The 22,267-nt window shown below is 72.1% G+C and carries 19 protein-coding genes and 2 pseudogenes; 9 read left to right on the forward strand and 12 right to left on the reverse strand.

Annotated elements, in window-relative coordinates; translation table 11 throughout:
- The first annotated feature begins 89 nt into the window (after nucleotides 1-89).
- A complete protein-coding gene (gene mptB / locus ADK52_RS38035; protein ID WP_107090275.1) occupies nucleotides 90-1,583 on the forward strand; it encodes a polyprenol phosphomannose-dependent alpha 1,6 mannosyltransferase MptB in 1,494 nt (497 codons plus the stop codon).
- Between the two features lie 214 nt (nucleotides 1,584-1,797).
- Complete coding sequence (locus tag ADK52_RS38040; RefSeq protein ID WP_053694402.1) at nucleotides 1,798-2,205, forward strand: VOC family protein; 408 nt, start codon at nucleotides 1,798-1,800, stop codon at nucleotides 2,203-2,205.
- 17 nt (nucleotides 2,206-2,222) lie between these two features.
- On the opposite strand, the gene ADK52_RS38045 is transcribed toward ADK52_RS38040, so the two are convergent.
- Complete coding sequence (locus ADK52_RS38045) at nucleotides 2,223-2,549, reverse strand: hypothetical protein (protein ID WP_159046134.1); 327 nt, start codon at nucleotides 2,547-2,549, stop codon at nucleotides 2,223-2,225.
- Nucleotides 2,550-2,653: 104 nt separating this feature from the next.
- Here ADK52_RS38045 and ADK52_RS40965 point away from each other — a divergent pair.
- Nucleotides 2,654-2,996: pseudogene (locus ADK52_RS40965) on the forward strand (SDR family NAD(P)-dependent oxidoreductase); the annotation flags it as partial.
- A 3-nt stretch (nucleotides 2,997-2,999) separates the two neighbouring features.
- Here ADK52_RS40965 and ADK52_RS38050 read toward each other — a convergent pair.
- Nucleotides 3,000-4,475, reverse strand: coding sequence for an FAD-dependent monooxygenase (locus ADK52_RS38050; protein ID WP_053694404.1), 1,476 nt, complete (start codon nucleotides 4,473-4,475; stop codon nucleotides 3,000-3,002).
- A 135-nt stretch (nucleotides 4,476-4,610) separates the two neighbouring features.
- Between ADK52_RS38050 and ADK52_RS38055 the strand changes: the two genes are divergently transcribed.
- Nucleotides 4,611-5,291 carry a TetR/AcrR family transcriptional regulator gene (locus ADK52_RS38055; RefSeq protein ID WP_053694405.1) on the forward strand — a complete coding sequence of 227 codons (681 nt, stop codon included), beginning with the start codon at nucleotides 4,611-4,613 and terminating at the stop codon, nucleotides 5,289-5,291.
- 31 nt (nucleotides 5,292-5,322) lie between these two features.
- On the opposite strand, the gene ADK52_RS38060 is transcribed toward ADK52_RS38055, so the two are convergent.
- Nucleotides 5,323-6,231 carry a calcium-binding protein gene (locus ADK52_RS38060; protein ID WP_053694406.1) on the reverse strand — a complete coding sequence of 303 codons (909 nt, stop codon included), beginning with the start codon at nucleotides 6,229-6,231 and terminating at the stop codon, nucleotides 5,323-5,325.
- Nucleotides 6,232-6,454: 223 nt separating this feature from the next.
- Here ADK52_RS38060 and ADK52_RS38065 point away from each other — a divergent pair, with 223 nt between their 5' ends.
- Together ADK52_RS38065 and ADK52_RS38070 are read left to right on the forward strand one after the other, a co-directional pair.
- On the forward strand, nucleotides 6,455-6,739 hold the full coding sequence (locus ADK52_RS38065; protein ID WP_053694407.1) for a hypothetical protein: 285 nt from the start codon (nucleotides 6,455-6,457) through the stop codon (nucleotides 6,737-6,739).
- A gap of 98 nt (nucleotides 6,740-6,837) precedes the next feature.
- On the forward strand, nucleotides 6,838-7,386 hold the full coding sequence (locus ADK52_RS38070) for a DoxX family protein (protein WP_053694408.1): 549 nt from the start codon (nucleotides 6,838-6,840) through the stop codon (nucleotides 7,384-7,386).
- A gap of 52 nt (nucleotides 7,387-7,438) precedes the next feature.
- Here the strand turns inward: ADK52_RS38070 and ADK52_RS38075 are convergent, their stop codons facing one another.
- Nucleotides 7,439-7,690 (reverse strand): EF-hand domain-containing protein, encoded by a 252-nt coding sequence (locus ADK52_RS38075; protein WP_053694409.1) that lies wholly within the window; start codon nucleotides 7,688-7,690, stop codon nucleotides 7,439-7,441.
- Between the two features lie 204 nt (nucleotides 7,691-7,894).
- On the opposite strand from ADK52_RS38075, the gene ADK52_RS44295 reads away from it, so the two are divergent.
- Nucleotides 7,895-8,434, forward strand: a complete 540-nt coding sequence (locus ADK52_RS44295; RefSeq protein WP_053694410.1) for a DUF5133 domain-containing protein — start codon at nucleotides 7,895-7,897, stop codon at nucleotides 8,432-8,434.
- 62 nt (nucleotides 8,435-8,496) lie between these two features.
- Here ADK52_RS44295 and ADK52_RS38085 read toward each other — a convergent pair whose 3' ends face one another.
- Nucleotides 8,497-9,741, reverse strand: a complete 1,245-nt coding sequence (locus tag ADK52_RS38085; RefSeq protein ID WP_053694411.1) for a GNAT family N-acetyltransferase — start codon at nucleotides 9,739-9,741, stop codon at nucleotides 8,497-8,499.
- A gap of 168 nt (nucleotides 9,742-9,909) precedes the next feature.
- Here ADK52_RS38085 and ADK52_RS38090 point away from each other — a divergent pair, with 168 nt between their 5' ends.
- Nucleotides 9,910-10,830, forward strand: coding sequence for an alpha/beta hydrolase family esterase (locus tag ADK52_RS38090; protein WP_063784045.1), 921 nt, complete (start codon nucleotides 9,910-9,912; stop codon nucleotides 10,828-10,830).
- Nucleotides 10,831-10,876: 46 nt separating this feature from the next.
- Here the strand turns inward: ADK52_RS38090 and ADK52_RS38095 are convergent, their stop codons facing one another.
- From ADK52_RS38095 to ADK52_RS38130, 7 genes are all read right to left on the reverse strand, one after another.
- On the reverse strand, nucleotides 10,877-12,457 hold the full coding sequence (locus tag ADK52_RS38095) for a DUF7405 family protein (protein WP_199828612.1): 1,581 nt from the start codon (nucleotides 12,455-12,457) through the stop codon (nucleotides 10,877-10,879).
- Between the two features lie 133 nt (nucleotides 12,458-12,590).
- Nucleotides 12,591-15,347 (reverse strand): class IV lanthionine synthetase LanL, encoded by a 2,757-nt coding sequence (gene lanL / locus ADK52_RS38100; protein ID WP_053694413.1) that lies wholly within the window; start codon nucleotides 15,345-15,347, stop codon nucleotides 12,591-12,593.
- Nucleotides 15,348-15,794: 447 nt separating this feature from the next.
- Nucleotides 15,795-16,832, reverse strand: coding sequence for a Ca2+-dependent phosphoinositide-specific phospholipase C (locus ADK52_RS38105; RefSeq protein WP_063784046.1), 1,038 nt, complete (start codon nucleotides 16,830-16,832; stop codon nucleotides 15,795-15,797).
- A 512-nt stretch (nucleotides 16,833-17,344) separates the two neighbouring features.
- Nucleotides 17,345-17,974, reverse strand: a complete 630-nt coding sequence (locus tag ADK52_RS38110) for a TetR/AcrR family transcriptional regulator (RefSeq protein ID WP_078988915.1) — start codon at nucleotides 17,972-17,974, stop codon at nucleotides 17,345-17,347.
- Between the two features lie 151 nt (nucleotides 17,975-18,125).
- Nucleotides 18,126-19,241, reverse strand: a complete 1,116-nt coding sequence (locus ADK52_RS43230) for a hypothetical protein (protein WP_199828613.1) — start codon at nucleotides 19,239-19,241, stop codon at nucleotides 18,126-18,128.
- A gap of 76 nt (nucleotides 19,242-19,317) precedes the next feature.
- Nucleotides 19,318-19,518 (reverse strand): hypothetical protein, encoded by a 201-nt coding sequence (locus tag ADK52_RS44300; RefSeq protein ID WP_053694418.1) that lies wholly within the window; start codon nucleotides 19,516-19,518, stop codon nucleotides 19,318-19,320.
- A gap of 921 nt (nucleotides 19,519-20,439) precedes the next feature.
- Nucleotides 20,440-21,102: a hypothetical protein gene (locus tag ADK52_RS38130; RefSeq protein WP_053694419.1), complete on the reverse strand. Its 663-nt coding sequence runs from the start codon at nucleotides 21,100-21,102 to the stop codon at nucleotides 20,440-20,442.
- 268 nt (nucleotides 21,103-21,370) lie between these two features.
- Between ADK52_RS38130 and ADK52_RS38135 the strand changes: the two are divergent.
- Nucleotides 21,371-22,267, forward strand: a pseudogene (locus tag ADK52_RS38135) (hypothetical protein); the annotation flags it as partial.

The raw sequence follows: 22,267 nt of genomic DNA on the forward strand, positions 1-22,267 counted from the left end.
GAGCCGCTTGGAGTAAGGACGCCCGAAGTTCACCTCCCCGATGCCTCGGGCAGGCCGATCATCAGCCTCGGTCACCCTAGGCTGCCGCCATGTCTGAGGTGGGGATCACGGTCCGAAGTTGCCGGCTGCTCGGAACGCTCGGGTCGGTGCTGCTGGCCGCCGGGAGCTGGTCGGCGGGCGCGCTGCCCTTCGGCGTTCCGGACGGGTTGTGGGCGCAGCGGAGCCCGGCGCACACGGTGCTGGGAGCGGCGGCCTCGTACGCCGGGCTGGTACTGCTCGTGGTCGCCTGGTGGCGGCTGGGCGGGCTGCTGCGGGCCGGGGAGCCGGTCGGGCCGAGACGGCTGCGCTCCGTGCTGTGGTCCTGGGTCCTGCCGCTCGTCCCGGGCCCGCTGATCTTCAGCAATGACGCCTACAGCTATGTCGCGCAGGGCGCGCTGGCGGTGCGGGGCTGGGACGTGTACCGGCTGGGTCCGTCGGTCCTCGGCGGCAGCGTCGCGGAGAACGTGCCGGAGCTGTGGCGGGACGCACCGGCGCCGTACGGGCCGCTGGCCGTCTCGGCGACGCGGGCCGTCGTGGCCGTCACCGGCGAGCACCACACGGTGGCAGCGGTGCTGGGCATGCGGCTGCTGGCCCTGTGCGGGCTGGCGCTGATCGTCTGGGGCGTGGGGCGGCTCGCGTCCGGGTGGAGTGCCGAACGGGGTTCCTCGTTCGGCGGCGGGGAGGCCGGGGCGCTGTGGGCGACCGTGCTCAATCCGCTCGCCCTGGTGCACCTGGTGGGCGGGGCCCACAACGAGGCGCTGATGATCGGTCTGATGGTGGCGGGGCTGGTGGCCTTCCGCCGGGGGCACTGGGTGCTGGGCACCGTCGTGCTCGTCTCGGCCGCGCTGGTCAAGGTTCCCGCCGCGGTGGCCCTGCTGTGCGCCGCCGTGTGGTCCGTGGGCGGACGGCCGGACCGGCGCGCGGGATGGCTGCGGGCGGCCGGGATCGCGCTGGTGGGTCTCGTGGCCCTGGTGCTGGGCGTGATCGTGTCCGGGCAGGGCTGGGGGTGGCTGTCGACGCTGCGGGGCCCCACACAGGTCTACACGGTGCTCTCGCCGAGCACGGACGTGGGCCGGGTGCTCGGGCTGCTGTCCGAGGGGTTCGGGCTGGGAACCGCGGCCGACGCGATCGCCGCCGCGCGGTCGGTGGGGATGGTCATGGGCGTGTGCCTGGTGGGATTCTGCGCGTGGCGCGCGCCGCGTACGGGTCCCGAGTTCGCCACCGGGACGGCGCTCCTGGGGCTGGTGGTGACCGCTCCGGTCGTACAGCCCTGGTACGTGCTGTGGGGGATGGTGCCGCTCGCGGCGGTTGCCTGGCGACTGCTGGAGAGCACGCCGGCACGGCTGGCGATGCTGGTGCTGCTGTTCATCGTGCTGCCCAGTGGGACGTCGGCGACCTGGTCCTACGGGTTCGCCGCCGTCACGGGGGCGACGGCGGCGTTGGCGGCGCTCGTGGCATGGGGTCCGCCGGTGCTCGGGACGCTGCCGGGCCTTCGCCCACAGGAGCGCGCGTGGGTGCGGGCGGCGGTCAGAACGCGCCGGTGACCCGGCGGGAAATGCGCGTTGCGCGGACCGGTGATGATCACTAAGGTCAGCCGGGTGACTGCCGGGTCGGCCTTGGGCCATGTACGAGTAGGGTTCCCGGCCTCGGCGTGAGCCCGAGGCGGGCCAGGAGCCCGCCCTTTCTCCGCGTTTCTTGCGCCCGGCGCCCGCGTGCGGCGCCTTTCCACGGGAACCCGAAACCGGAGACACACCACTCATGTCGAACACCCAGCAGTACCCGAACGCCGTCCAGCTGAACCACACCGTCGTCCACGCCACGGACCGGGGGCTGTCGGCCGAGTTCCTCGCCGTGATCCTGGGGCTGGAGGTCGGCGCTCCGTTCGGGCCGTTCCTGCCCGTCGATCTCGGCAACGGCGTCACGCTCGACTACTACGCGATGACCGACGAGCCGATCCAGCCGCAGCACTACGCGTTCCTCGTCCCCGACGAGCGGTTCGACGGCATGATCGCCCGCCTGGAGGCGGTGGAGGTGACGTACTACGCCGACCCCCACCACACCGAACCGGGACAGGTCAACCGCCTGTTCGGTGGTCGCGGTGCCTATTTCGCCGACCCCGACGGCCACAACATGGAGATCATGACCCGCCCCTACGTTCGCCCGTAACCGGGGGCGCGAGGGCCTCAGCGGGGGCTGCCGGTGAGCTTGCCGTCGGGGGTGAGGGTGAAGACGGTCTCGGACGTCGCGGAGCCGGCGCGAGCCGTCTCGCCATACGCGCGGAGGCTGATCTGCTCGGCCTTGCCCATGTAAAGCTCGGCTTCGGCGGAGCGAGTCCAGTGGTTGACGCGGACGTGCGCCGACCAGTGGGCGACCTCCTCCTGCCGCCAGGCGCCCCAACTGCTTTCCGGCAGCAGCCCCGGCGCCGCGCCGCGGTAGACGCTGACGGCCACGACCGCAAGCAGGGCGGCGGCCACGGCGAAGCCGAGCGCTGACGCGCGGGATCGGTTCATGAAGGGCACGACATGCTCCTGACGCCGGGACGGGAGGGCCCCGCCGGTCGGGGAGATGCGGTGGGACCCGGAGGGGTTCCCGCCGCTTCGTTCCCATGGCGATGGCTGGCATCGGGTACTTCGTCGCGGAGCAGTTGTCGGCGACCGGAGCCACCGTCGTACTCGGCAGCCGGGACCCTGCCAAGGCCGAGGCCGCCACGGCCGCGATCCGCGCGCGGGTTCCCGGCGCGCGGGTGCGGGCCGTACGACTGGACCTCGCCGACCTCTCGTCGCTCGGAACCACGGTGGATTCACTGGAGGTGGAACGGCTCGACGCGGTCCATCGTGACCGTGGGCAGCTTCGCGGCGAGGTCCGAACGGCTCGACCTGGACGACCTCCAGTCCCGGAACGACTACCAGCCCAAGCGCACCTACGGACGCTCCAAACTGGCACAGATGTACTTCGGCTGCCTATGCGGGCCGCGCGAACCGCGATGCCCAGTCCCTCAGATCCTCGGCCGAGGCTTCGAGCGCGTCACCGCCGGGCCCGGCCCAGGCTATGTACCCGTCCGGGCGGACCAGGTACAGCCCGCGTCCATAGGCCTCGTACGCACCGATCTGCGCGGTCCGCAGGCCCGGGAGCTTCGGCATGTGCTCCGGCAGCGGGGTGTCGACCGCGAGCAGGGTGAAGTGGGGGCCGCGGTAGAGGTCGAAGAGCCGCAGGCCGTCGCGCTTCCCGTCGGGCGCACGGTCTCCCGCGGTGAGGGCGCCCTCGGCCAATCCCGTGCGTATCTCTCGGGTGAGCGAGGAGCCCCTTAGGTCGAGGCCGAGTTGGCGGGTGGCGGCGCCCCGCCGCTCCTCACCCCGGTGGATGCGGGTGGACAGCCCCAGCATGGCCGCTGCATTGGGCAGGCGCTCTTCCTCGTACGTGTCCAGCAGCGCCGCGGGGGCTCCGTCCCGGAGCGCGGCGGCGAGCTTCCACCCCAGGTTGTAGGCGTCCTGGACACTGGTGTTGAGCCCCTGGCCGCCCGCCGGCGAGTGGATGTGGGCGGCGTCGCCCGCGAGGAAGACCCTGCCGTCACGGAAGCGGTCGGCGAGGGCGGCGTTCACGGTGAAGTCCGATGCCCACAGGACCTCGGTGATCTCCTCGGCCGGTATGTGGGTGAACTCGGCGACCAGCGCCCGGACTTCCTCCGCCGTGACCTCTCCGCGGACCGGCGCCGGCTGGGCCACGAACTGGAACTCCCGCGTATGCGGCAAGGGACAGAGGGCCGCGAAGCCCGTACCGCCCGCGGCCGGCGGGAAGATGTGCCAGTTGCCCCGGTCGAGCGTCGGTATGACCACGTCCGCCACCAGCATCGGGGCGGGATCGACGCGCTCGCCGGTCATCTTGATGCCGACGAGCCGGCGGACCGTGGACCGGCCGCCGTCGGCGGCGACGGCGTATCCGGCGCGGACGGACATCGCGCTCCCGCCTCCCGCGGGTATGAGCGTGGCCGTGACGGACTCGGCATCCTGGGTGAGGCCGGTCAGCTCGACCCCGAACACGACGTCACCGCCCAGGTCACGGAGCCGGTCGAGCAGGATCCGCTGGGTGCGCCACTGGGGCAGCAGCGCGGGCCCGGTGTAGGGCGCGCCCTCGGTCGCTTCGACGTCCTCGAACATGCGGTACTCACCGGCACGGGCGCCGCCCTGCCAGGTCATGCCGATCGGCGCCCGGCCGCCCCATCGCATCACTTCCCCCAGGACACCGAGGTCGTCGAAGACCTCCAGGGTCCGGGGCTGGATGCCCTTGCCGCGGGAACCGGGAAACAGCTCCGGCGACCGCTCGACGACCAAGGCGTGCACACCGCGCCGGGCAAGGTCACAGGCCAGCACGAGGCCGGTCGGACCGGCGCCCACGATCAGCACATCGGTCCGGTCTTCTTGGTACAGCCGCTGGTTCATCGGTCTCCCCGTTCACTCACTCCGCCACAGCTCCTTAACGACGTTAAGGAGCCTCGTCCCGCAAGAGTGCCCTTAACGCTGTTAAGCTGTCAACGCCACGGAAGAGTGAACCGCCCCGGGAGACAGAGGCAGACGATGAACGCCAAGCCGCAGCGGACTCCGCCGCGCGTCCCGCCCCTGACCCGCCCGACCGTCGCCGAGACCGCGCTGCGGCTGCTGAACGAGGGCGGGCTCGACAAGCTCACCCTCCGTGCCATCGCGCAGGAACTGGATGTGAAGGCGCCGGCGCTGTACTGGCACTTCAAGAACAAGCAAGAGCTGATCGACGAGATGGCCACGGAGATGTTCCGGCGCATGGTCACCAGCCCGGAGGAGACCGGGCCGGACGATGCCTCGGCGCCCTGGCGGGAGCGGATGCTGAGCGCCAATCGCCGGCTGCGCCGGGCCCTGCTCGCGTACCGCGACGGCGCCCGCGTGTTCACCGGCTCACGCTTCACCGGAACCGAGCACGCCGAACAGTCCGAGGCCCATCTGCGCGCCCTGCTGGCGCACGGGTTCGAACTGCCGCAGGCCGTACGGGCCATGGCGACCGCGTTCTCCTACACACTCGGGTTCGTGATCGAGGAACAGGGCGTCCACCCCGTCCCGGGCGAGCGCCGGGACGGCTACGACGTGGCCGAGCGCGGCGAGCGTCTGGCCGACTACCCACTCGCCGCGGCCGCCGGTACGCACCTCTTCGAGGAGTACGACGAGCACTTCGAAGAGGGTCTGCAGATCGTCATCGACGGCATCGCCGCGCGCTACGCGATCCGCTGACCGCGGCGGCGCGGACGCCGCTCGCCGCGGGTTACGGCACGTTCGACATGGTCTCGCAGCGCACCGCGATGTCGGCTCCGCCCGAGCCGTCGCAGCTGTCCTTCGCGTCCTCGCCCCCGTCGATGACGTCCTTGCCGCCCGCCGTCGCGTCCGGGGCGACGGGCGCGACCGGTACGCCCTGCGCGGGCTTCGCCGCCGGGGTCGGGCGGCCCTGGCCGGCCGGGCGCGCGGGCTTGCCGGTCAGGTGCGCGGGCTTGCCGGTCAGGCCCTCGCCCTTGCCGTGCGCGGCGTGGCCCGAGTTGCTGTCACCGATGATGGTGTCCACGCCGGGTCCGCCCAGGAGTACGTCCTCGCCATTGCCGGTCGCGGTGCCCTCGGCGGAGGAATCGCCGGTGATGCTGTCGTCTCCGGCCCCGCCGTCCAGGACGTCCCTGCCGCCGCCGGTCGCGTTGATGCCGCCCCGGCTGTCGCCGATCATGGCGTCGTTCCCCGCCTCGCCGAACAGGACGTCGTCGCCCCCGCCCGACGCGCTGGAGCCGAAGGCCATGCTGTCGCCGCCCATGCGGTCGTCACCCGGCCCGCCGAAGAGGACGTCGTTGCCCCCGCCGTCCACGGCAGCCCTCGTCGAGAGCAGGTCGCCACGCATGAGATCCGCGCCTTCGCCGCCGTCCAGCTGGTCGTTGCCGAGGCCGCCCGCGATCGTGTCGTTCCCACCCAGACCGCAGATCAGGTCGTCTCCGCCGAGACCGTCGATGGTGTCCGCCGCCGCCGACCCGATGATGACGTCGTTGCCCTCCGTCCCGTTGATCGTGCCGGACCCGGTGATGGTCGCCGGCTGCCCGAAGCAGGTGGCGTCGGCCGCGTGGGCGACCGTTGCCGGGGCGCCGAGGGAGAGCAACGCGGCTGCGGCCAGCAGAGTGAGTGACGTGCGGCAAGGCATACAGACCTCCGGTCGGAGTGTGCACAGCCGTTCCGGCTGTCCAGGGAACCAGGCTCGAATCCGTGGGGAACGTACGGCGCGAATGCCTTGAAAGCAATCAAATGCATAGCATTTTGTATGTCTTACGCTCGGTTGGCCCCGCTCCGGGCGGGGCCAACCGGCCCACACACGGCCGCACCGGCGTGAAGGAGCGGGCTGCCGGAGGAGCGCCTACCGTCGGGGTATGAGCGGGATCATCGTGGTGCACGAACTCGAGACGCTGGCGCCGAGCCACGCGGCGGGCGGGCCGGCCCCGGGTGCCGGGGCCGCCGTACGCCGGGTGCATGCCGCCCCCGCGGCCCCGGGTACCACCACCGACCCGGGCCCGCGCACGCTGTGCGGCAGGGACACGTTCGCGATGCGAGCGGCGGCGCGGACCCCGTCCGGGGAGCCCGGCTCGCCGTGGTACCCGCCGGAGGAGCAGGGCCTCGTGTGCCCTTCCTGCGATGCCGCCATGGACGACGGCTGATCCGGCACCCGGGCGCGTTACAGCGCGTGCGCGCGGCGGGCGCCCGCGTGAAGCTTGAGGCCAGGTGACACGCAACCCCTCCGGAAGGGCCCGTCCTCATGCCGCTCACGCATCGCAAGGATCTCGGACTGCTCGCCCTGCGCCTGGGCGCGGGCGGGGTGCTGCTCGCGCACGGGTCGCAAAAGCTCTTCGGGTGGTTCGGCGGGGCCGGCATCGAGGGCACGGCCCGCGGCATGGAGCACATGGGGTTCACCCCGGGCCGGGAGAGCGCGATCGCGGCCGGGCTCGGCGAAGCGGGCGGCGGGGTGCTGCTCGCGCTGGGGCTGGCGACTCCCGCGGCCGGAGCCGCAGCGGCCGGCGCCATGGCGGGGGCCGTCGCCGTGCACGCGCCCGCCGGGTTCTACGCCCAGGGCGGCGGCTTCGAGTACCCGGCCTTCCTCGGCTTCGTCGCGGCCTGCATCGGCCTGGCCGGGCCCGGCCGTTTCTCGCTCGACCATGCCACCCGGCACCGGCTGGACCGGCCGGCCACGGTGGCGACGGCCTTCGCGCTCAGCGCGGCCGCGGCCACCGTCGTACTGGGCCGCCGGGCCGCGACGCTCGCCGCGGCCGAAGCCTCCGGCCCGGACGCCGACAGCCGGACGGCCTAGCCTCCGTCGTCGATGCGCCGATACGCCGATACGCCGATCGGCGGCGGAGCGGCTACCAGCCGAAGCGGCGGTCGACCTCCCGGGCGAACTCCTCGAACGTCAGCACGTTGTCGCCGTTCTTGTCGGCGGCGTCGAAGAGCGCGGACGAGGCGTCGGCATCCCCCAGGCCCCAGAACGGCAGGTCGCCGTTGGCGGCCAGGGTCGGGCCCTTCGTCCGCAGGGCGGTGATCACTTCCAGCCGGGTCAGGGTGCCGTCGTGGTTGAGATCGAGCGCCTCGAACAGTTTGCGGGCCTTCACACTCATCGCGTACGTCCTTCCGGAGGGATCGGCAGGGCTGCCTGCCGCCAGCCTACGGCGCACCCCGTCCGGGCCGGCGGGGGCGGGGGCTCGGCGCCGACGGCCGGGCCGCAGCGGCCTTCCGGCGGATCCAAACCGTCCGGTGCGGCCGGCCGAGCGTCAGCCGCGCCCTGCCCGGAACAGCAGCCGGAGGAACGAGGAATCAGACGGATGAGCGAGACGCCACCCCGGCACGCCATCGCAGAGCAGGCCGTCACCGTCCTGATGGCGGTGGTGCCGTGCGGCGCCGAGACCGCGCGGCAGATCCTGGGAGACACGGCGCGGGCCGCCGGCGCCGGACTGCACGAGACGGCCAGGGCCGTACTCGTACTGGGTCGCGGCGGCGAGCCCGCGCCCCCTCTGGGCAGGGCTCTGGCGGACGCGATGGACGAGGCCCGGTCCGCCGCCGAGCCCGTGACCCCGCCGTACACGCGGCTGCTCCCCGACCCGCGGACCATCGGCGAGCTGCTGAAACGTCATCGCGGCCTGCGCCGCCGGGCCCTGGCCGCGCCCGAGGAACCGGCCGTACGCGATGAGCTCGACGACGCCACGTACACCTTGTGCATCCTGATGGGTCGGCGCAACGCCCACAGGGCACTGCGCTCGGCCGAACTCCTCCTCGGCGCCGAATGGCTCGGCACCACCGTCATCGCCACCGCGCCCTCGCCGCAGCCCCAGCAGGTCCGACGGGCCCGCGGCTCCTCCCCCTAGGGGTGTCTCGCCGATCAGGCCGGGCTCGGGGCGGCGGGCACCGCGCCTCGCCGCGACACCCCCTAGAAGGCGTGCGCCGTCCACGGGGCAAGGTCGCTCGCGAAGGCCGCGGAAGCCTGCGTCAGGGCTCCGGGCTTCAGTTCGTGGACCCGCCCAGCCGAGGCGAGGGCGGTGAGCGAGATACCGCCCAAGTAGGCACAGCCCAGATCCCGTGCGGACAGCACCACCTCGGGGGCCGCGCCGGTGCGTGCACACTCCGCACCGTCGGCGTCACCGGTGAGCCGCCAGCGCCCGTCGTTCCAGGGGCACATGGAGTCCTCGATCTGCAGGACGGTCGCGACCGGCGTGCGGTAGGTCCGGGCCCGCAGCGAGGCGGGCACGTCCACCACGCGGACGAAGAGCGCGTCGCGCAGCCGCAGCTGGCACCGGCGGATGTCGGAGACGAGATGCTGCCAGGCATCGTCCGCCGGACGGTTGGGCAGCGAGAGCCACGACGTCAGGTCGACGTCGAAGAGGAACCTCCACAGGGCCGCGTGGGCAGCCGGGTCCAGCGCCTCCAGATCGCACAGCACGACGGTGCCCCGGGGGCCCGCCGCGTCCCATTCCGGTCGGTTGCGGAAGCGGGCGTAGCCGACGGTCACCCCGTCGCGCTCGGCGAGGACGCATTGCAGGGGGACACCGCCTGCACGTCCGGAGCCGTCCGCCTCCACGACGGCCAGCCTCTCCCAGCCGGGCCGGCGTACCAGCATCCCGGGCCGCTGCGGCACCTGCCGGGCGTACACCGCCTCGCAGGCGTCGAGTGACGCCACCGGGTCGGCGTACCGGATCCGAACCGTATCCGTACCGTCCGGTACGGAGAGCCCGACCCGGTGCGTGTCGATCATGGCGGAAAGCTGATAGGCCGCCATGCCGTAGCCGAAGCGGCCGTAGATGTCCGGCTCCGAGGCGATCAGTGCGGCCAGCGGTTCACCCCGCCGGTGCACTTCGTCCAGCTGGCTCCGCATCATCGCGGTGAGCAGGCCCCGCCTGCGGTGGGTGGCCGCGACGCTCACCATCGTGACACCGGCCGCCGCGACCAGAGCCCCACCCGGAACCGAGAGCCCGAAGGAGAAGGCTCCTGCCGTGCCGACGCAGTCGTCGCCGGCCCATGCCCCGAGCGCGCGCTCGGGCTCGGTCAGCGTCCGCCAGAGCGCGCGGATCCCAGGGGCCTTCGGCGCCCCGCCGAAGGCCCGCTCCAGGGTGTCGAACCAGGTGTCCCACTCGGTCGACCGCAGGGTCCGCAGTTCTGTCCCCGAATCCGCCGTCACGCATCAGCTCTACCAGGCATTCCGCCCGGCGGTCGCGCGAAGCGGCCGTGTCACCCGGGCGGGTCACCCTACGGAGGGGGCGAAGGCCTTGACGTGCCGCACGCGAAGTTATGACACTCCAAGTGCAAGTTGTCTGCCGAGGTCGCGGCCGAGGGCAGGAGAGGGCACATGAGGGCAGCGAGGGCAGTGAGGGCGCCGTACGGTGCGGCGGTCTGCCGGGAGACCGTGGACATCGGCGGCCTCAGACGCACCTTCACCGTGGTCCGACCCGATCCCATCAGGGCGAACGCGCCGGTGGTGCTCGTCTTCCACGGCGCCTACCAGAACGCGACGACATTCCGGCTGGCCACCCGCAGGGCACTCGACGGCGTGGCGGACACATCGGGGGCGATCGTCGCCTACCTCAACACCCACCGATGGCACTGGAACGACGCCCGCGTGGACACGAGTTTCGCGGCCCGCACGACGGGAGTGGACGACATCGCCTTCACCACCGCCGCCGTCGATCACCTGGTGCGGCGCCACGCCGCCGACGCCTCACGCGTCCACGCGGTGGGCTTCTCCAACGGCGGATACCTGGTCTTCCGGCTCTTGCACGAGATCCCCGAACTCCTTGCCGGTGCCGCGGTGATCTCCGCGGCACAGCCGGCGGCAGAGAACTTCGCCCCGCACGTGTCACGGCTCCACCCCCTGCCGACCTTGATCATTCATGGGACCGCCGACCGGGTCGTACCGTACGGAGGCGGACGCGTGAGCCTGGGCGGACGGCACTCCGGCGGGAGGTGCCTGTCGGCACGGGACACGGCGGAGTACTACGCCCGCCGCAACGGCATGAACGTCGGGGCGACGACCGGCCGGGCAGCCCATGGCCGAGGTGCGTACCCGACGGGGTCCCGCCACACCCCCGTCGAGTACACCGAGTACCGGCAGCATCCGCACCCGCCGGTCGTGCTGTACACGGTCCACGGCGGTGGCCACGCCGTCCCGACTCCGGGCAGGACGCTCGGCAGCCTTCTGGGGCAGGACCGCCGCAGCCTCGATTCGGCCGGGGTGATCGAGGACTTCTTCGGCCTCGCCCGCCGCCGTTAGGCCGTCGCGAGCCGGCCGGGAGGGCGGCCCGCCAAGGGCCTTCCCGTCAGATCAGCTCGACGAGGGGGAAAGCCCGGTGCCGGCGTGGCGGGGTGAGGAAGTTCTGGCGCCGGGTGGCGGTCAGGAACCGCTCCAGGCCGTTCTCGTCCTCGGGTACGCCGTGCTCGGACGCCAGGTCGAGCGAGGCCTGGTCGGTACGCATCCGGGCGAAGAACTCGGCGGTCGGGACGAAAGCCGTGAACTCCAGCTTGGGCTGGGCGGATCCGTCGGGCACGTCCATGGAGTCGTACCCCGGCCCGTCCATGCGCAGGTGCAGCGGGCTGCCATCGGCCTTGCGCGAGGACCTCTGGAGGCAGGAGAGGTGTCCGATGCGGCGTTCCCCTTTCGGGGTGCCGTGGCCCTGGGCGCTCGACTCCGCGTCGTCCGTGCCCCGGAAGGTGTTCGGCAGGAACGCGGGCCCTCCGCCGTCCGTGATCTGGTCGGCGTTGCCCGCCGAAGGAGGCGGCGTGGACCGGAACATGTACTGGACGCGTTCCGAGAACGCGGCGTCGTCACCCGGCACCCCGGCGTCGTCCACGTCGTAGAACTGCTTGAGGTCCAGAATGACGTGCGAGAGGTGCTGGACGGCGCCGTGATCGAAGTAGTCCCCCGGGTTCGATGTCGTGAGGCCGCTCGCCCGAAAGGTGACGTCCGCGGCCGGAGCGCTCCCGGCGACCTGCTGGTCGGCGAAACCCATCCACATCGGCGACCTCGGATTGACCATGAAGGCGTATACGAGCGACTCGGCGTCCGCCAGCTTCCGGGGCAGTCCGATCTGGGTGAACATCGCCCGGCTCGACGTGAACGTCATGAGATCGGCCAGGTGCGGCGAGGGCTGGGGGTGGCCGGCAAGGATCTGGCTCCCCCCGAGCCAGCGCAACACGTCCTGGATGTGCTCGGCACGGTCGCTGCGCAGAGTGAGCAGGAGGTCGTTGTCCTCGATGGACACCGGCACGTTGAACCGGCGCTTGACGATCCCGGGGTTGGCGGAACCGACGTCCGTGGGGCCGGGCACCGCCTCTTCCAGGACGTAGCGGCCCGTCTCGGCCTTCAGGCGGGGCATGTGCGCGGAGACCAGCGGCCCGTGCAGGCCGCCGGGTAACCGGCTGAAGTACGGCAGTCCGTACGAGACGAACGTGAAGACACCCGCGGGGCTGAAGGGGTAGGCACGTTCGATCGCGGCCAGGGCTCCGCTCAGCTTGGCCTGGTCCATGCGCGTGGGGGCCCGCAGCAGACGAGCCGTGACGAACAGCGTGTGCACCGGGCCGAACTGCACCTCGACCCCGTCCTCGGTGGTGACGGGGGCCGTGCGGTCGGCGATGTCGAACTGGATGTCGGGCAGGGCCGGGAGGCGGGCCGGATCGCTCGGCGACGAGGCCGAGACCGTCCGCATCGGGACGGTGGAGGATCTTCCCACCAGCTCCAGGCCGGCCACGGCCGCGGCCAGCACCCCACCGTGCAGGAGGCTCCGGCGGGTGAGTCCCGCGGGGTCCGCGGCACCCCGCGGGCGGGGGATGCGGGCGGGAGCGGGTTCCGGTTCCCGCCGGTCCGATCCGGCTCTGCTCTTCGGGCCTCGGGCGTCGTCCATCACGTCTCCACTCCTGATCAGGGGCAGCATTGACGTACAAATTGCACTCACAGTGCAATTGAGTGGTCACTATAGGCGCCCGGGGAGCGGGCTGTCAGGAGAACCGTCGGAGCGGAGGCGGCCGCTCGCAGCCCTACCCGCGCAGCGGAGTCGGCACGGTCCACGGGCGCGGGCCGCCGTACCGCAGACGCAGGAGGAAGTCGAGGATTCCGGCCGCCCCGTTGGCGTACTCACAGCCTCCGGCCCGGTCGGCCGTCAGTCGGAGCCCGTCCTGAACGGAGTGCTGCGCGTCGATGATCCCGGCGATCTCCTCCGCGCGGGCGCGATGGCGGCGCGCGCCGCGGAACTCGGCGAGATCCAGGAGGAGGTGGCCGGTACCGGCGTTCCCGCAACAGGCGCCCGGCCCCGCGCGCCAGGGGTCGCTCATGGCGGTCGCGGCGGCCTGCTCGGCCAGCTCGGCGAAGCGCTCCTCGCCGGTGGCGGCCCACAGCCGGATGAGGAAGGTCCCGATCCCGGCGGGGCCGTTGCACCACTGGGTGGCCGGTCGCAGCTGCGGCTCGCCCCCCGCCCGGGCCGGCCAGGTCGCGCAGCCCCGCTCCGCATGGGCCGTTTCGACGAGTGTGGCGCCCGCGCCCAGGGCCGCTTCCCGGAACCGCGATGCCGGCTCGGGCAGTCCGCGGGTCTGCGCCGCGTGCGCGGCGGACAGGAGGAAGGTCCCGACGCCCGCCGTGCCGTGTGCGAACCCGTAGCTGCGCGTACCGGCGAGCTCGGAGTCGGTCGCCCGCGAGGTCGGCCAAATCCACTGCCCGTCACCGCGGTCGGCGGCGGCCAGTACGGCGTCCCCGCAGGCCAACGCGGCGTCGAGCAGGGCTTCGTCGCCCGTGAGGTGCCACAGGTGCAGATGTGCGGTACCGGCACCCGCGAGTCCGTGGGTGAAGTCCGGGCTGTGCCACCGCACCGGCAGCCGCCCCGCGAGTTCGACGGCCCGGTCGGCGGTCTTCGTGTCGCCGAGGAAGCGGGCGGCGTCGTAAAGGGCCCATGCCGTGCCGCTGCGGCCGAAGCACAGCCCCGGCAGGAGCCGGGGCACCGTGAAGAGGCGCTCGTCGATCCAGGCCGCCGCCGCGGCCACGGTGTCGTGCAGGGAGTCGCCGCCGTCGGCCCGCGCCGCCCGGGTGAGCGTGGCCAGGACGCCGCCGGCGCCGTTCCAGGTGTTGCACGGATCGGTCTGCGGGACGCGCCGTTCGGGGCGAGGCCACAGCGTGTCCCGGTACGGCGTCATACTGCGCCGCAGGTGCAGGAGACCGTCGGCGAGCAGGCGCTCGACGGCGGCCGCCCGGTACAGGGGCGCGGCGGCCGTGGGGGCGGGGCCCGCCTTCGCCTTGCCGGACGTGCCGGACGTTCCGGGTGCGCCGGACGCGCCGGGCGTGCCGGACGTTTTTGGTGCGCCGGGCGCGCCGCTCAGGCCGAGGAGGTACTCCTCGGCCTGCCCGAGCGTCCAGCGGTCCTCGGGGTCGCCCCGCACCAGCCCGGTGATCAGTTCGCCGAACGGTTCCAGCAGCGGGTGGGAGGGCGCGATCAGGGAGAACAGCCGTGCCGGATCCTCCCGGGGGCGCACGACATCGGGCCGGCCGGCCGCCCACCGCGGGTCGAGGTCCGTGACCAGGCAGAACAACGTCACGCCGAGGCTGAACCGGTCCGCGGCCGGTCCGGGCACCGGGACCGGCCGCGATGCGTCGGGCCCGCCCGCGGCCCGGGCTTCGGGCGCGGCGTACCCGACCGTGTAGGCCGGAATGCGCTCCTGGCCCGGCTCGGCCACGTACTCCGTGTCGATCAGGCGCACCTCTCCCCCGGGAGTGACCACGACGTTGTGCGGTTTGAAGTCGCAGACGACGAACCCGGCCTGATGGAGGGTCCGCAGCAGGACCACCAGCCCTCTCGCCATCGCCACCGCCTCGGGCCGGGTGAGGTTCGCCTGCCGGGCCCGTTCCGCCTGCCAGAGGTTCAACGGGGTTCCGGGCACCAGCTCCTCGGCGAGGAACAGGTCGCCCTGCTCGTCGAAGAGGTCCAGCACCGCCGGGGAGACCGCCAGCGGCGCCAACCGCTCCAGCACCCGCGCTTCGTTGCGGAGCCGGTCGCGTACATCGGTTCCGTCGAGCCGGGCGCCCACGTGGGCGCGGGCGTGCTTGACGACGACCTCCGAACCGGTGCGCTCGTCGACGGCCCGGTAGACGCCCCCCTTGTTCGCGTGGCGGATGGCACGCAGGACCCTGAACCGACCTCCCAGCAGTACGGACGCGGGCACCGCGGCCGTCCGGGCGGGCTCCTCCGGGAACGGGTACACCGCCCAGGGAGGGAGGACGAATCCGGGCTTCCGCTCGTCCTTGACCACGCTGCCGTCAGGGCCGGTCATGCGGTGCTCGAACACGCCGTCATCGGTGAGGAACCGCTCTCCGCTGAACTCGCCGTACCGGAAGTACACGAGGCTGCCCGGCCCGAGTTGCACGTCGGAGAGGATCCTCGGTCCCGGCAGGCCGGCCGTCGCCGCATCGAGCTCCGAGGCCAGCATCCGGAAGTGATCGTCGTCGCGCGGGTAGACCGTGATGAACTTGCCGCCGCTGCCGCGGTCGGACCAGATGCTCCCGAGCCGTGCGACGCGGGCGAGGTCGGTGGCGAACTTGAACGAAGCCCCGTGACGGACCAGGACCTCGGCCGAACGGGCCAGCACCACGGGCGCGGCCAGGGGCGTGGCCGACACGTGGAGCTTCCAGCCGTGTGCGCGCCGGACCGTTGCGGGCGGCCGTACGAAGCACCACGCATCGCCCGGCTGGAACGCCCAGCGCTGTCCGCCGCCGCGGTCGAGAACCGCGCGCGCCACGTCCAGCAGGAGCACGGCGTCGGCCGTCGGCGTAGCGGGTTCCGGGGATGGATGTGCGCCGCTCACCCTCCCATGGACGCACCGACCGGCCGGCCTGTCGAGCGGGGACGGACACCCGGAACGCATTCTTGCACTCAAAGTGCAAAGATTTCGTCAAGCGGCGCATCTGGGCGATTTGAGTGGGTATCTACTTCGTATCGAGTCGTGATGACCCGAGAAAACCGACGAGAAGGGCCGAGGAAATGACTGAGATCAACGCCCTGGAGCTGCTTCCGCAGGAGCAGGAGCAGGAGCAGTCGGAGAACGACTGCACCGCATGGTCCAGCTGTAGCTTCACGCTCGCGGCCGACGAATGACCGAAGTGCCGACCGACCGGCACCGGATCCATTCCCTGGAGGCACTGCGCGCCGGGTTCCCGCCCTCGGGGGCGAGAACCCGGCGTCGCGTACGTCGGGCCCGCCGTCAGCAGCTGCGGGCCCGGGCGGCGAAGACCCCGGCGCCGCCCGTCCAGTCGTGGGTCATGACGGAGGGTTGCACGCGCTCGCCGAGATAGTCGAGGCGTTGGCCGGGCGTGGGATCCGTATTGCCGGGCGGCGCCACGCTCTGGGCGCCGGTGGCGGCCAGCAGGTAGTGGCTGCGGCAGTACACGAGCGGATCACCGTTCAGCCAGGTGCCCGCCGAGTCGTTGAAGAGGACGAACCACGGCGCGATCGAGGTCTCGTACGCGGCGCGGGTGCTCAGCGACCGAGTGGCCGGCCAGGCCATCACCTCCGGCAACCTGCCCGCGGCGGCGCGGTCGCGAACGTGGCGGCCGTACTCCACGTCGGTCGGCACGTTGTCCTCGAAGACCTTGCCCTCGACGGTGCCCGGCCACACGTAGAACAGGAACTTGCCCCGCGCCTGGGCCAGGGTGGGCCAGGCCCCGGCCCGGGCGGCGGCGTCCACGTCGGAGTACGCGGAACCCGTCAGATCCACGGGCTTGAACACCCGGGAGGAACCGAGCCGATTCGCGATCAGCCGGTCCAGATCCTCCGGGGCCATGTCCGAGCGGCCGTAGAAGCCCCACTTCATCTCCAGCTTCACGTAGACCGGGTCGTGGCCGGGGTGCGCCTCGCTCCAGCGCCGCATGTCCGTGAGGCAGTCGGCGAGGTCGCCGTTCCTGACCTGCTTGCCGAAGATGTTCTTGCGCGTGCAGTTGCTGTCGCTGGAGACGGGGTTGCTGTGGCTGACGACCCACCCGGAGACCGGGTCGGTGTACACGTCGACCTCCAGGAGCCCCGACCCGGCGTCGAGCCCATCGGTCAGCCGCCCGTACGTGGCCTTCTCGTACGCGTTGTGATTGCCGGAGAGGGTGATCCGGTCGAGCTTCAGGTCCTCGGCTCCCGGAGTGGCGGCCGATGCCTGCTGTGCGCCGCATGCCATCCAGGCGGCGAGGAGTACGGCGAGGGCGGGTGAACTCCAGGGACGACGCTTGCTCGCTCTGGACGCGCGAAACGGCATGGTGACTCCAGTCGGTGGCCGCGCGGATGGGGGCGCGCCGGCCGCGTTGACGCTCGGCGGCCGATCAGCGGTGAGCACCGTAGCCCGGGACCCAGGGCGATCCAGCGGCGATTTCGAGCCATTCGGCCAAAGGGGCTCTCCGGTCGACCCGGGAGCCGCGAAGGCAAAGAATGCGCAAAGCGCATCGGGGTTCAGGAGCGACGCCGCCATGGCGCCGACCCGCCCCTCACGCGCCAACTGCCCTTCGGCGTAGGGATGCACCGGGCGCGCCACGGCGAGGGGTGACCGCCAGGCACGTGTGAGCCTTTCGCCGCGATGACCCGCGAGACGCCCGATTCGTTGGGGATTTATAACTGCATTTAAAGTGCAAATATAGGGACCGTCGACGGCCGCAGGCGCCGTCGACGGTCCCGGGCAGGTGAGCGTTCGAGTGGGGAGCCCATCTGCCGTTGCGCGGGAAGCGGTGCGTCGGTCGGGGGGCCGACGCACCGCGGGTGCGTCGAGCGGGCCGGCTAGTCGGCGGGGCGGGCCGCGTCGGTGGCGGCGAGAAGGGCGTGTACGGACGTCTCCATCGTCCGGGCGGCCGCCTCGACGCTCAGGCCGCTGCTGCGCCAGTGGTACCAGGCGCCCCAGGTTGTCACCGCGTCCAGCCCGTGGAGCACCTCGGTCCTGCGCTCGGCGGGCAGCCGGTCGAGCTCCTCGCGGAAGATGTCGGCCAGCCGGCCCCGGGCGAAGCCGATCCGGTCGCCGGGCTTCTCGATGCGCAGCAGGGTCAGCTGGGCGGGTGTGATCCACTCCAGGATCCGGGAGCGCTGTTCCGTGAGCGCCGCGACCCGTACGGCCCGTGGGCCGTCCGTCGGCAGGGGCCTGATCTGCTCGATCAGCTGCTCCAGCCGTCGCGCGATGGCGGTCTCCACCAGCTGGGACATGTCGGCGTAGTGGTGGAAGACCAGGCGGCGCGAGACGCCGGCGCGCTCGGCGACGCGGTCCGCGGGGAAGTGCGACTCGCCCTCGTCGAGCAGGGACAGCACCGCGTCCGCGATCTTCACGCGGGACTGGCGGCTGCGCTCGGCGCGACCGTCCGCGAGTCGCTCCTCCGGCTGCCCCGCCGACTGCTGCACGTTGACCCCTCCCGGTCTCACCGGTCGCCATTGTCGCAAACCCGGAGGGGGTTCCCGTCGATCCGTGCCGGTCGCCGGGGGAAGGGGAAGAGGACCGGCACGCGCCGCCGCCGGAACGAACGGGGTGAGGGGCGGCCCCGCTGGGCCGCCCCTCACGTGTTCCGTCCTGGCTTCAGGTGGTGGACGCGACGAACGTGGCGATCACGGATCCGTTCCCGCCGGAGTCGGGGTTGCTGATGACGGGGACGTTCTGGACGGTCTCGGTGTCACTGGAAGCCCAGCTTCCGCCACCGCCGCCGCCACCACCGGTGACGGCCTCGCCGCCACCGCCACCGCCGCCGCCACCACCCCAGCCGCCGCCACCGCCGCCACCGCCGCCGTAGTTGGTGGCGTTCACGCGCCACTCGCCCTCGCCGCCCTGGCCGGCGCTGCCGAAGGACAAGGAGGAGTTGTTCGTCCATGCCACACCGGCGTTGGGCCCCTTGGAGGTGTGGGTGGGCCCGCCGAGGCCGCCGATCCCGTCCTGGCCGTCGGTGCCCGCGTGACTGGACACACCCGAACCGCCGCGGCCGCCCGAGCCCCCGTCGCCGTTGCCGCCGCCGAAGCCGCCCTGGCCGGTGCGGGTGAGGGTACCGGTGGCGGCCCGGCCGTCCCGGCCCTGAGAACCGAGCGAGATGATCTGGCCCGACACGGCGGTGCCGCCGTTGCCGCCGTAACCGCCGTCGCCGTTGGCATTGCCCTCGCCGCCGCCGCCTCCGCCTGCGCCATCGGCCAGGAGGTTGGTGGTGGTGCAGGAGGCGTAGCCGGCGATGCAGGGCTGGTTGGTCGTCAGGTCAACGCCGGACACCAAGGTCGAGGAGCCGCCTCGGCCTCCCGCCGAGGTCCCGCCCAGCTGCCCCACGTAGTAGTAGAGCGTCGATCCGAACGTTCCCTGGAAGTCGGCGACGGAGGTCACCGTCTGCGCCCGTCCACCCTGTCCGCCGCTGCCTCCGGAGTAGAGGCCGCCACCGTTGTCACCCTGACGGCCCGCTCCGCCGAACGCTGTGAGCACCAAAGGAGTGGACGTCGTCAGCGTGGTCTGGGTGGACTGCTGGGCCGCGGCGAGCAGCGCCGTGGTGTTGTACTGGGAGACACCGTCGGGGAGCACGCAGGAGACCACACCGGTGTCGATCTCCGAGCAGGAGATGGTGGTGGTCGTGGCCGAAGCCGTGGGAGCGGACAGAGCCATGAGCGATGCCAGACAGAGGCTTGCGCCCAGCGTCTTGGCAACGCCGTGGGATGTGGACATGAGTTCCTTTCAGTGACGGAGGCGATCGCGTGTCAGCCGGACACGGTCGCCGCTGAAACCGGTCCCTGAGGGAGCATCAGGGAGCGCACTCCGCCACCGCGCTGAAGGTGGCGTTCTCCGTGTGCGTGTTGAGGACGGTCACCACCCAGGTGTTGGGTGTGGAAGCCCTGGAGCTCATCAGCACGTGCACCGGCCGGCTCATCAGGTACGAGCCGCCCACCAGAACGCTTCCGTCGTCGCAGGTGGCGTACGCGGTTCCCTCCTTGCCCGGAACCACAGTGATCGGGTCTCCGATGACCTCCGAGGTGACGGTGGGCCCTGCAGGTCCGCTGGGGCCGGGGGAACCCGAGGGTCCGGCGGGTCCGCTCGGTCCGGGGGAACCCGAGGGTCCGGGGGGCCCGCTGGGTCCGGTCGAACCCGAGGGGCCGGGCGGCCCGCTGGGTCCGGGGGAACCGGAGGCTCCAGGGGGCCCCGAGGGGCCGGGGGAGCCGGACGGTCCGGGCGGCCCCGAGGATCCGGGAGGTCCTGAGGGTCCGGCAGGTCCTGAGGGTCCGGGGGAACCGGAGGCTCCGGGAGGCCCGCTGGGTCCTGGGGGTCCGGTAGGTCCAGGGGGTCCGGTAGGTCCAGGGGGACCCGACGTGCCCGGCTTGGGGCGTCCGTCGTGCTTGCCGTGTTCGTCGCGTCCGTCGTGTTCGTCGCGCGGGGGACGGCCGGGGCCGTCCAGCCACGGAGGCCCGACCGGCCCGCAATCCATGAATGGAGGACAGAAGCCGTTCGGCTCCGGATCCTCGGCGACGACACGGGTCTGGGCTGCTGCGGTGGGTGACGCGGCAGCGGTCACCGTGTAGGCGAGGGCGCTCATGATCAGGGCCAGGGAGCTGAATGCCCCTCCGGCGAGCCAGAGCCGGCGCCGGGGCAGCGGCCCGAGGCCGCGGCCACGCTTCGTCCCAGCTTCAGGGGACATCTGAGTTCCTGCTTTCTGCGGTGGTGCCTGTTCCGGGAGGGGAGGGCCGCGGAATCCGGTACGCACGAGCCGTCTTCGCCATCGCGTCACGGCGCAGCACGGCGCGCCGGCCGGTGACCGCCGGCCAGGTGAGGGTCCGTACCGGGGCGGATCCCAGGAACGAGCCGTGGCGCGCACGCACGCGCCACGGCTCGAACACACCGCCCAGGGCGGTGTGCATGCGGAGAACCAGCGTCAGCCCTGCGGCTTGTGACCAGGCTTCGGCTTGGGGCTGGGCTTGTGCGGCGGCTCGTGATTCGGCGGTTCTTGGTCCGGGCGCTCGTGATCCGGGCGCTCGTGATCCGCCGGTTCTTGATCCGCCGGTTCTTGATCCGGACGCTCGTGGTTCGGCGGTTCGTGCTGGGGAGGTTTGTGGCCCGAGGACCCTTCGCCGGCGGCGATCGACACCCGGACCGACTGCCACAGCTGGGAGGCGTGCCCCGCGAGTTGGAAGTGGTAGTCACCGGGTCGGACACGGTCGATTCCGGGATAGTCGGGGATCCAGACATCCCCCGACACGGAGCCGTCGGCCCCGGCGAGGAAGATGCCGAGCACCACGATCCGCCGGTCGTTGTCCGTGTTGTCCTCGTCCAGGGTGAGCCTGGAGGTGGGCTCGGGCCCTCGGCGGACCGAGATCGGGGCTGCGGGAATCAGGCGGACGTACACTTCTTCGCCCGGCAGGTAGCCGGTCCCGGAGAACGAGACCGTGTCTCCGACGGTGAGATCGGTGCTGCTCACCGAGACGGTGGGGATGACCGTGGCGTGTGCCGCAACCGGTACGGCAGCGAACGCGGGAGTGGCGGCCAAGGTCCCGGCGGCGGCCGTCAGGGCGACGAGCCATCGCGAATATCTGGGCATCGTGTTCGGATCTCCTTCGCAGGCGGGACGGGATCGACCCAAATCCAGCAAGGCAATCCGTTGACCGGCGGAAATCCTATAAAACGGGGGGCATCCCCAGTTGGGCGAATAGGCCTATAGAAATAGTCAATTAGAGGCAAGGGAGAGGCCGCCGGATGCGTCGGCGCGGCGCGAGCCAACCCGTTTCGCTTTAGTGAGTGGGCAGAGTGGCACCTTTCCGAAGGGAAGCTTCATGTCCTATCCACGTGGCCGGGCGAGAATGCTGGGTGTGGGCGCATGCCTGACCTCGATTCTGGCTCTCGCTGCTCCGGGCGCATCGGCGACCACCACCACCGTGTCCTGCGCCGAGATCGAGAGCGGGACCGTCTCCTGCCTCCTGCCCGACGGCGCCTCGCAGTACTCCCTGTCCCAGCTGTTGGCCGACGCCCAGGCGCAGACCACCGTCTCGCTGACCACGTCGACGCCGATGGTCGTCACGGCATTCGGTGGAGCCGGAAGGTACGGGAGCAACGGCGGCGGCCTCTACCGCGGCGGTAACGGCGGTTACGGCGGCAAGGCCCAGACGGTCAGCACGATCGCCGACTTCCAAAGCACTTTCGGCGGGAACCTCTACTACTACGACGGCAAGCTGGGGGCCACGTCCTCGGGCGGCCGCGGGGGTGCGTCGACCCTGGTCTCCGGAGTGGACCTGGCGCAGCAGACCCCCTGCATCGCCGGTTACGGCAGCTGCACCACCGCGAACCTGCTCCTGGATGCCGGCGGAGGAGGCGGTGGCGGCGAGGCGAATGCCGACGGAGACGGAGGCATGGGCGGCAACGGCGGCACCGCGGTCTCGGGCCAGATCATCAGTGCGGGGGCCGGCGGCCAGTCCGGGCGCAGCACGACGGGCACGGTCCGGACCGCCCAGGGTGGCGGCGGCGGGCTGAACGGGGTGGGCGGATCGGGCGGCCGCGCCGGTGGCGGGGTGGACAGCGTCCGCGGAACCGACGGCCAGGACGGCGTCGGAGGGCTCGGAGGGCCGACGCACACGAGCAAGGGCCCGAACGCCGGAGCGACGTGGACCAACAACGACTCCCTGGCCTTCGGCAGTGCCGGGCAGGGCGGTGAGGGCGAGTTCCGGACCAACGGCACCAACTACGGCAGTGGTGGCGGCGGTGGCGGCGGC

Origin of the sequence: Streptomyces sp. WM6372 (assembly GCF_001279655.1) — a bacterium.
GTDB lineage: Bacteria > Actinomycetota > Actinomycetes > Streptomycetales > Streptomycetaceae > Streptomyces.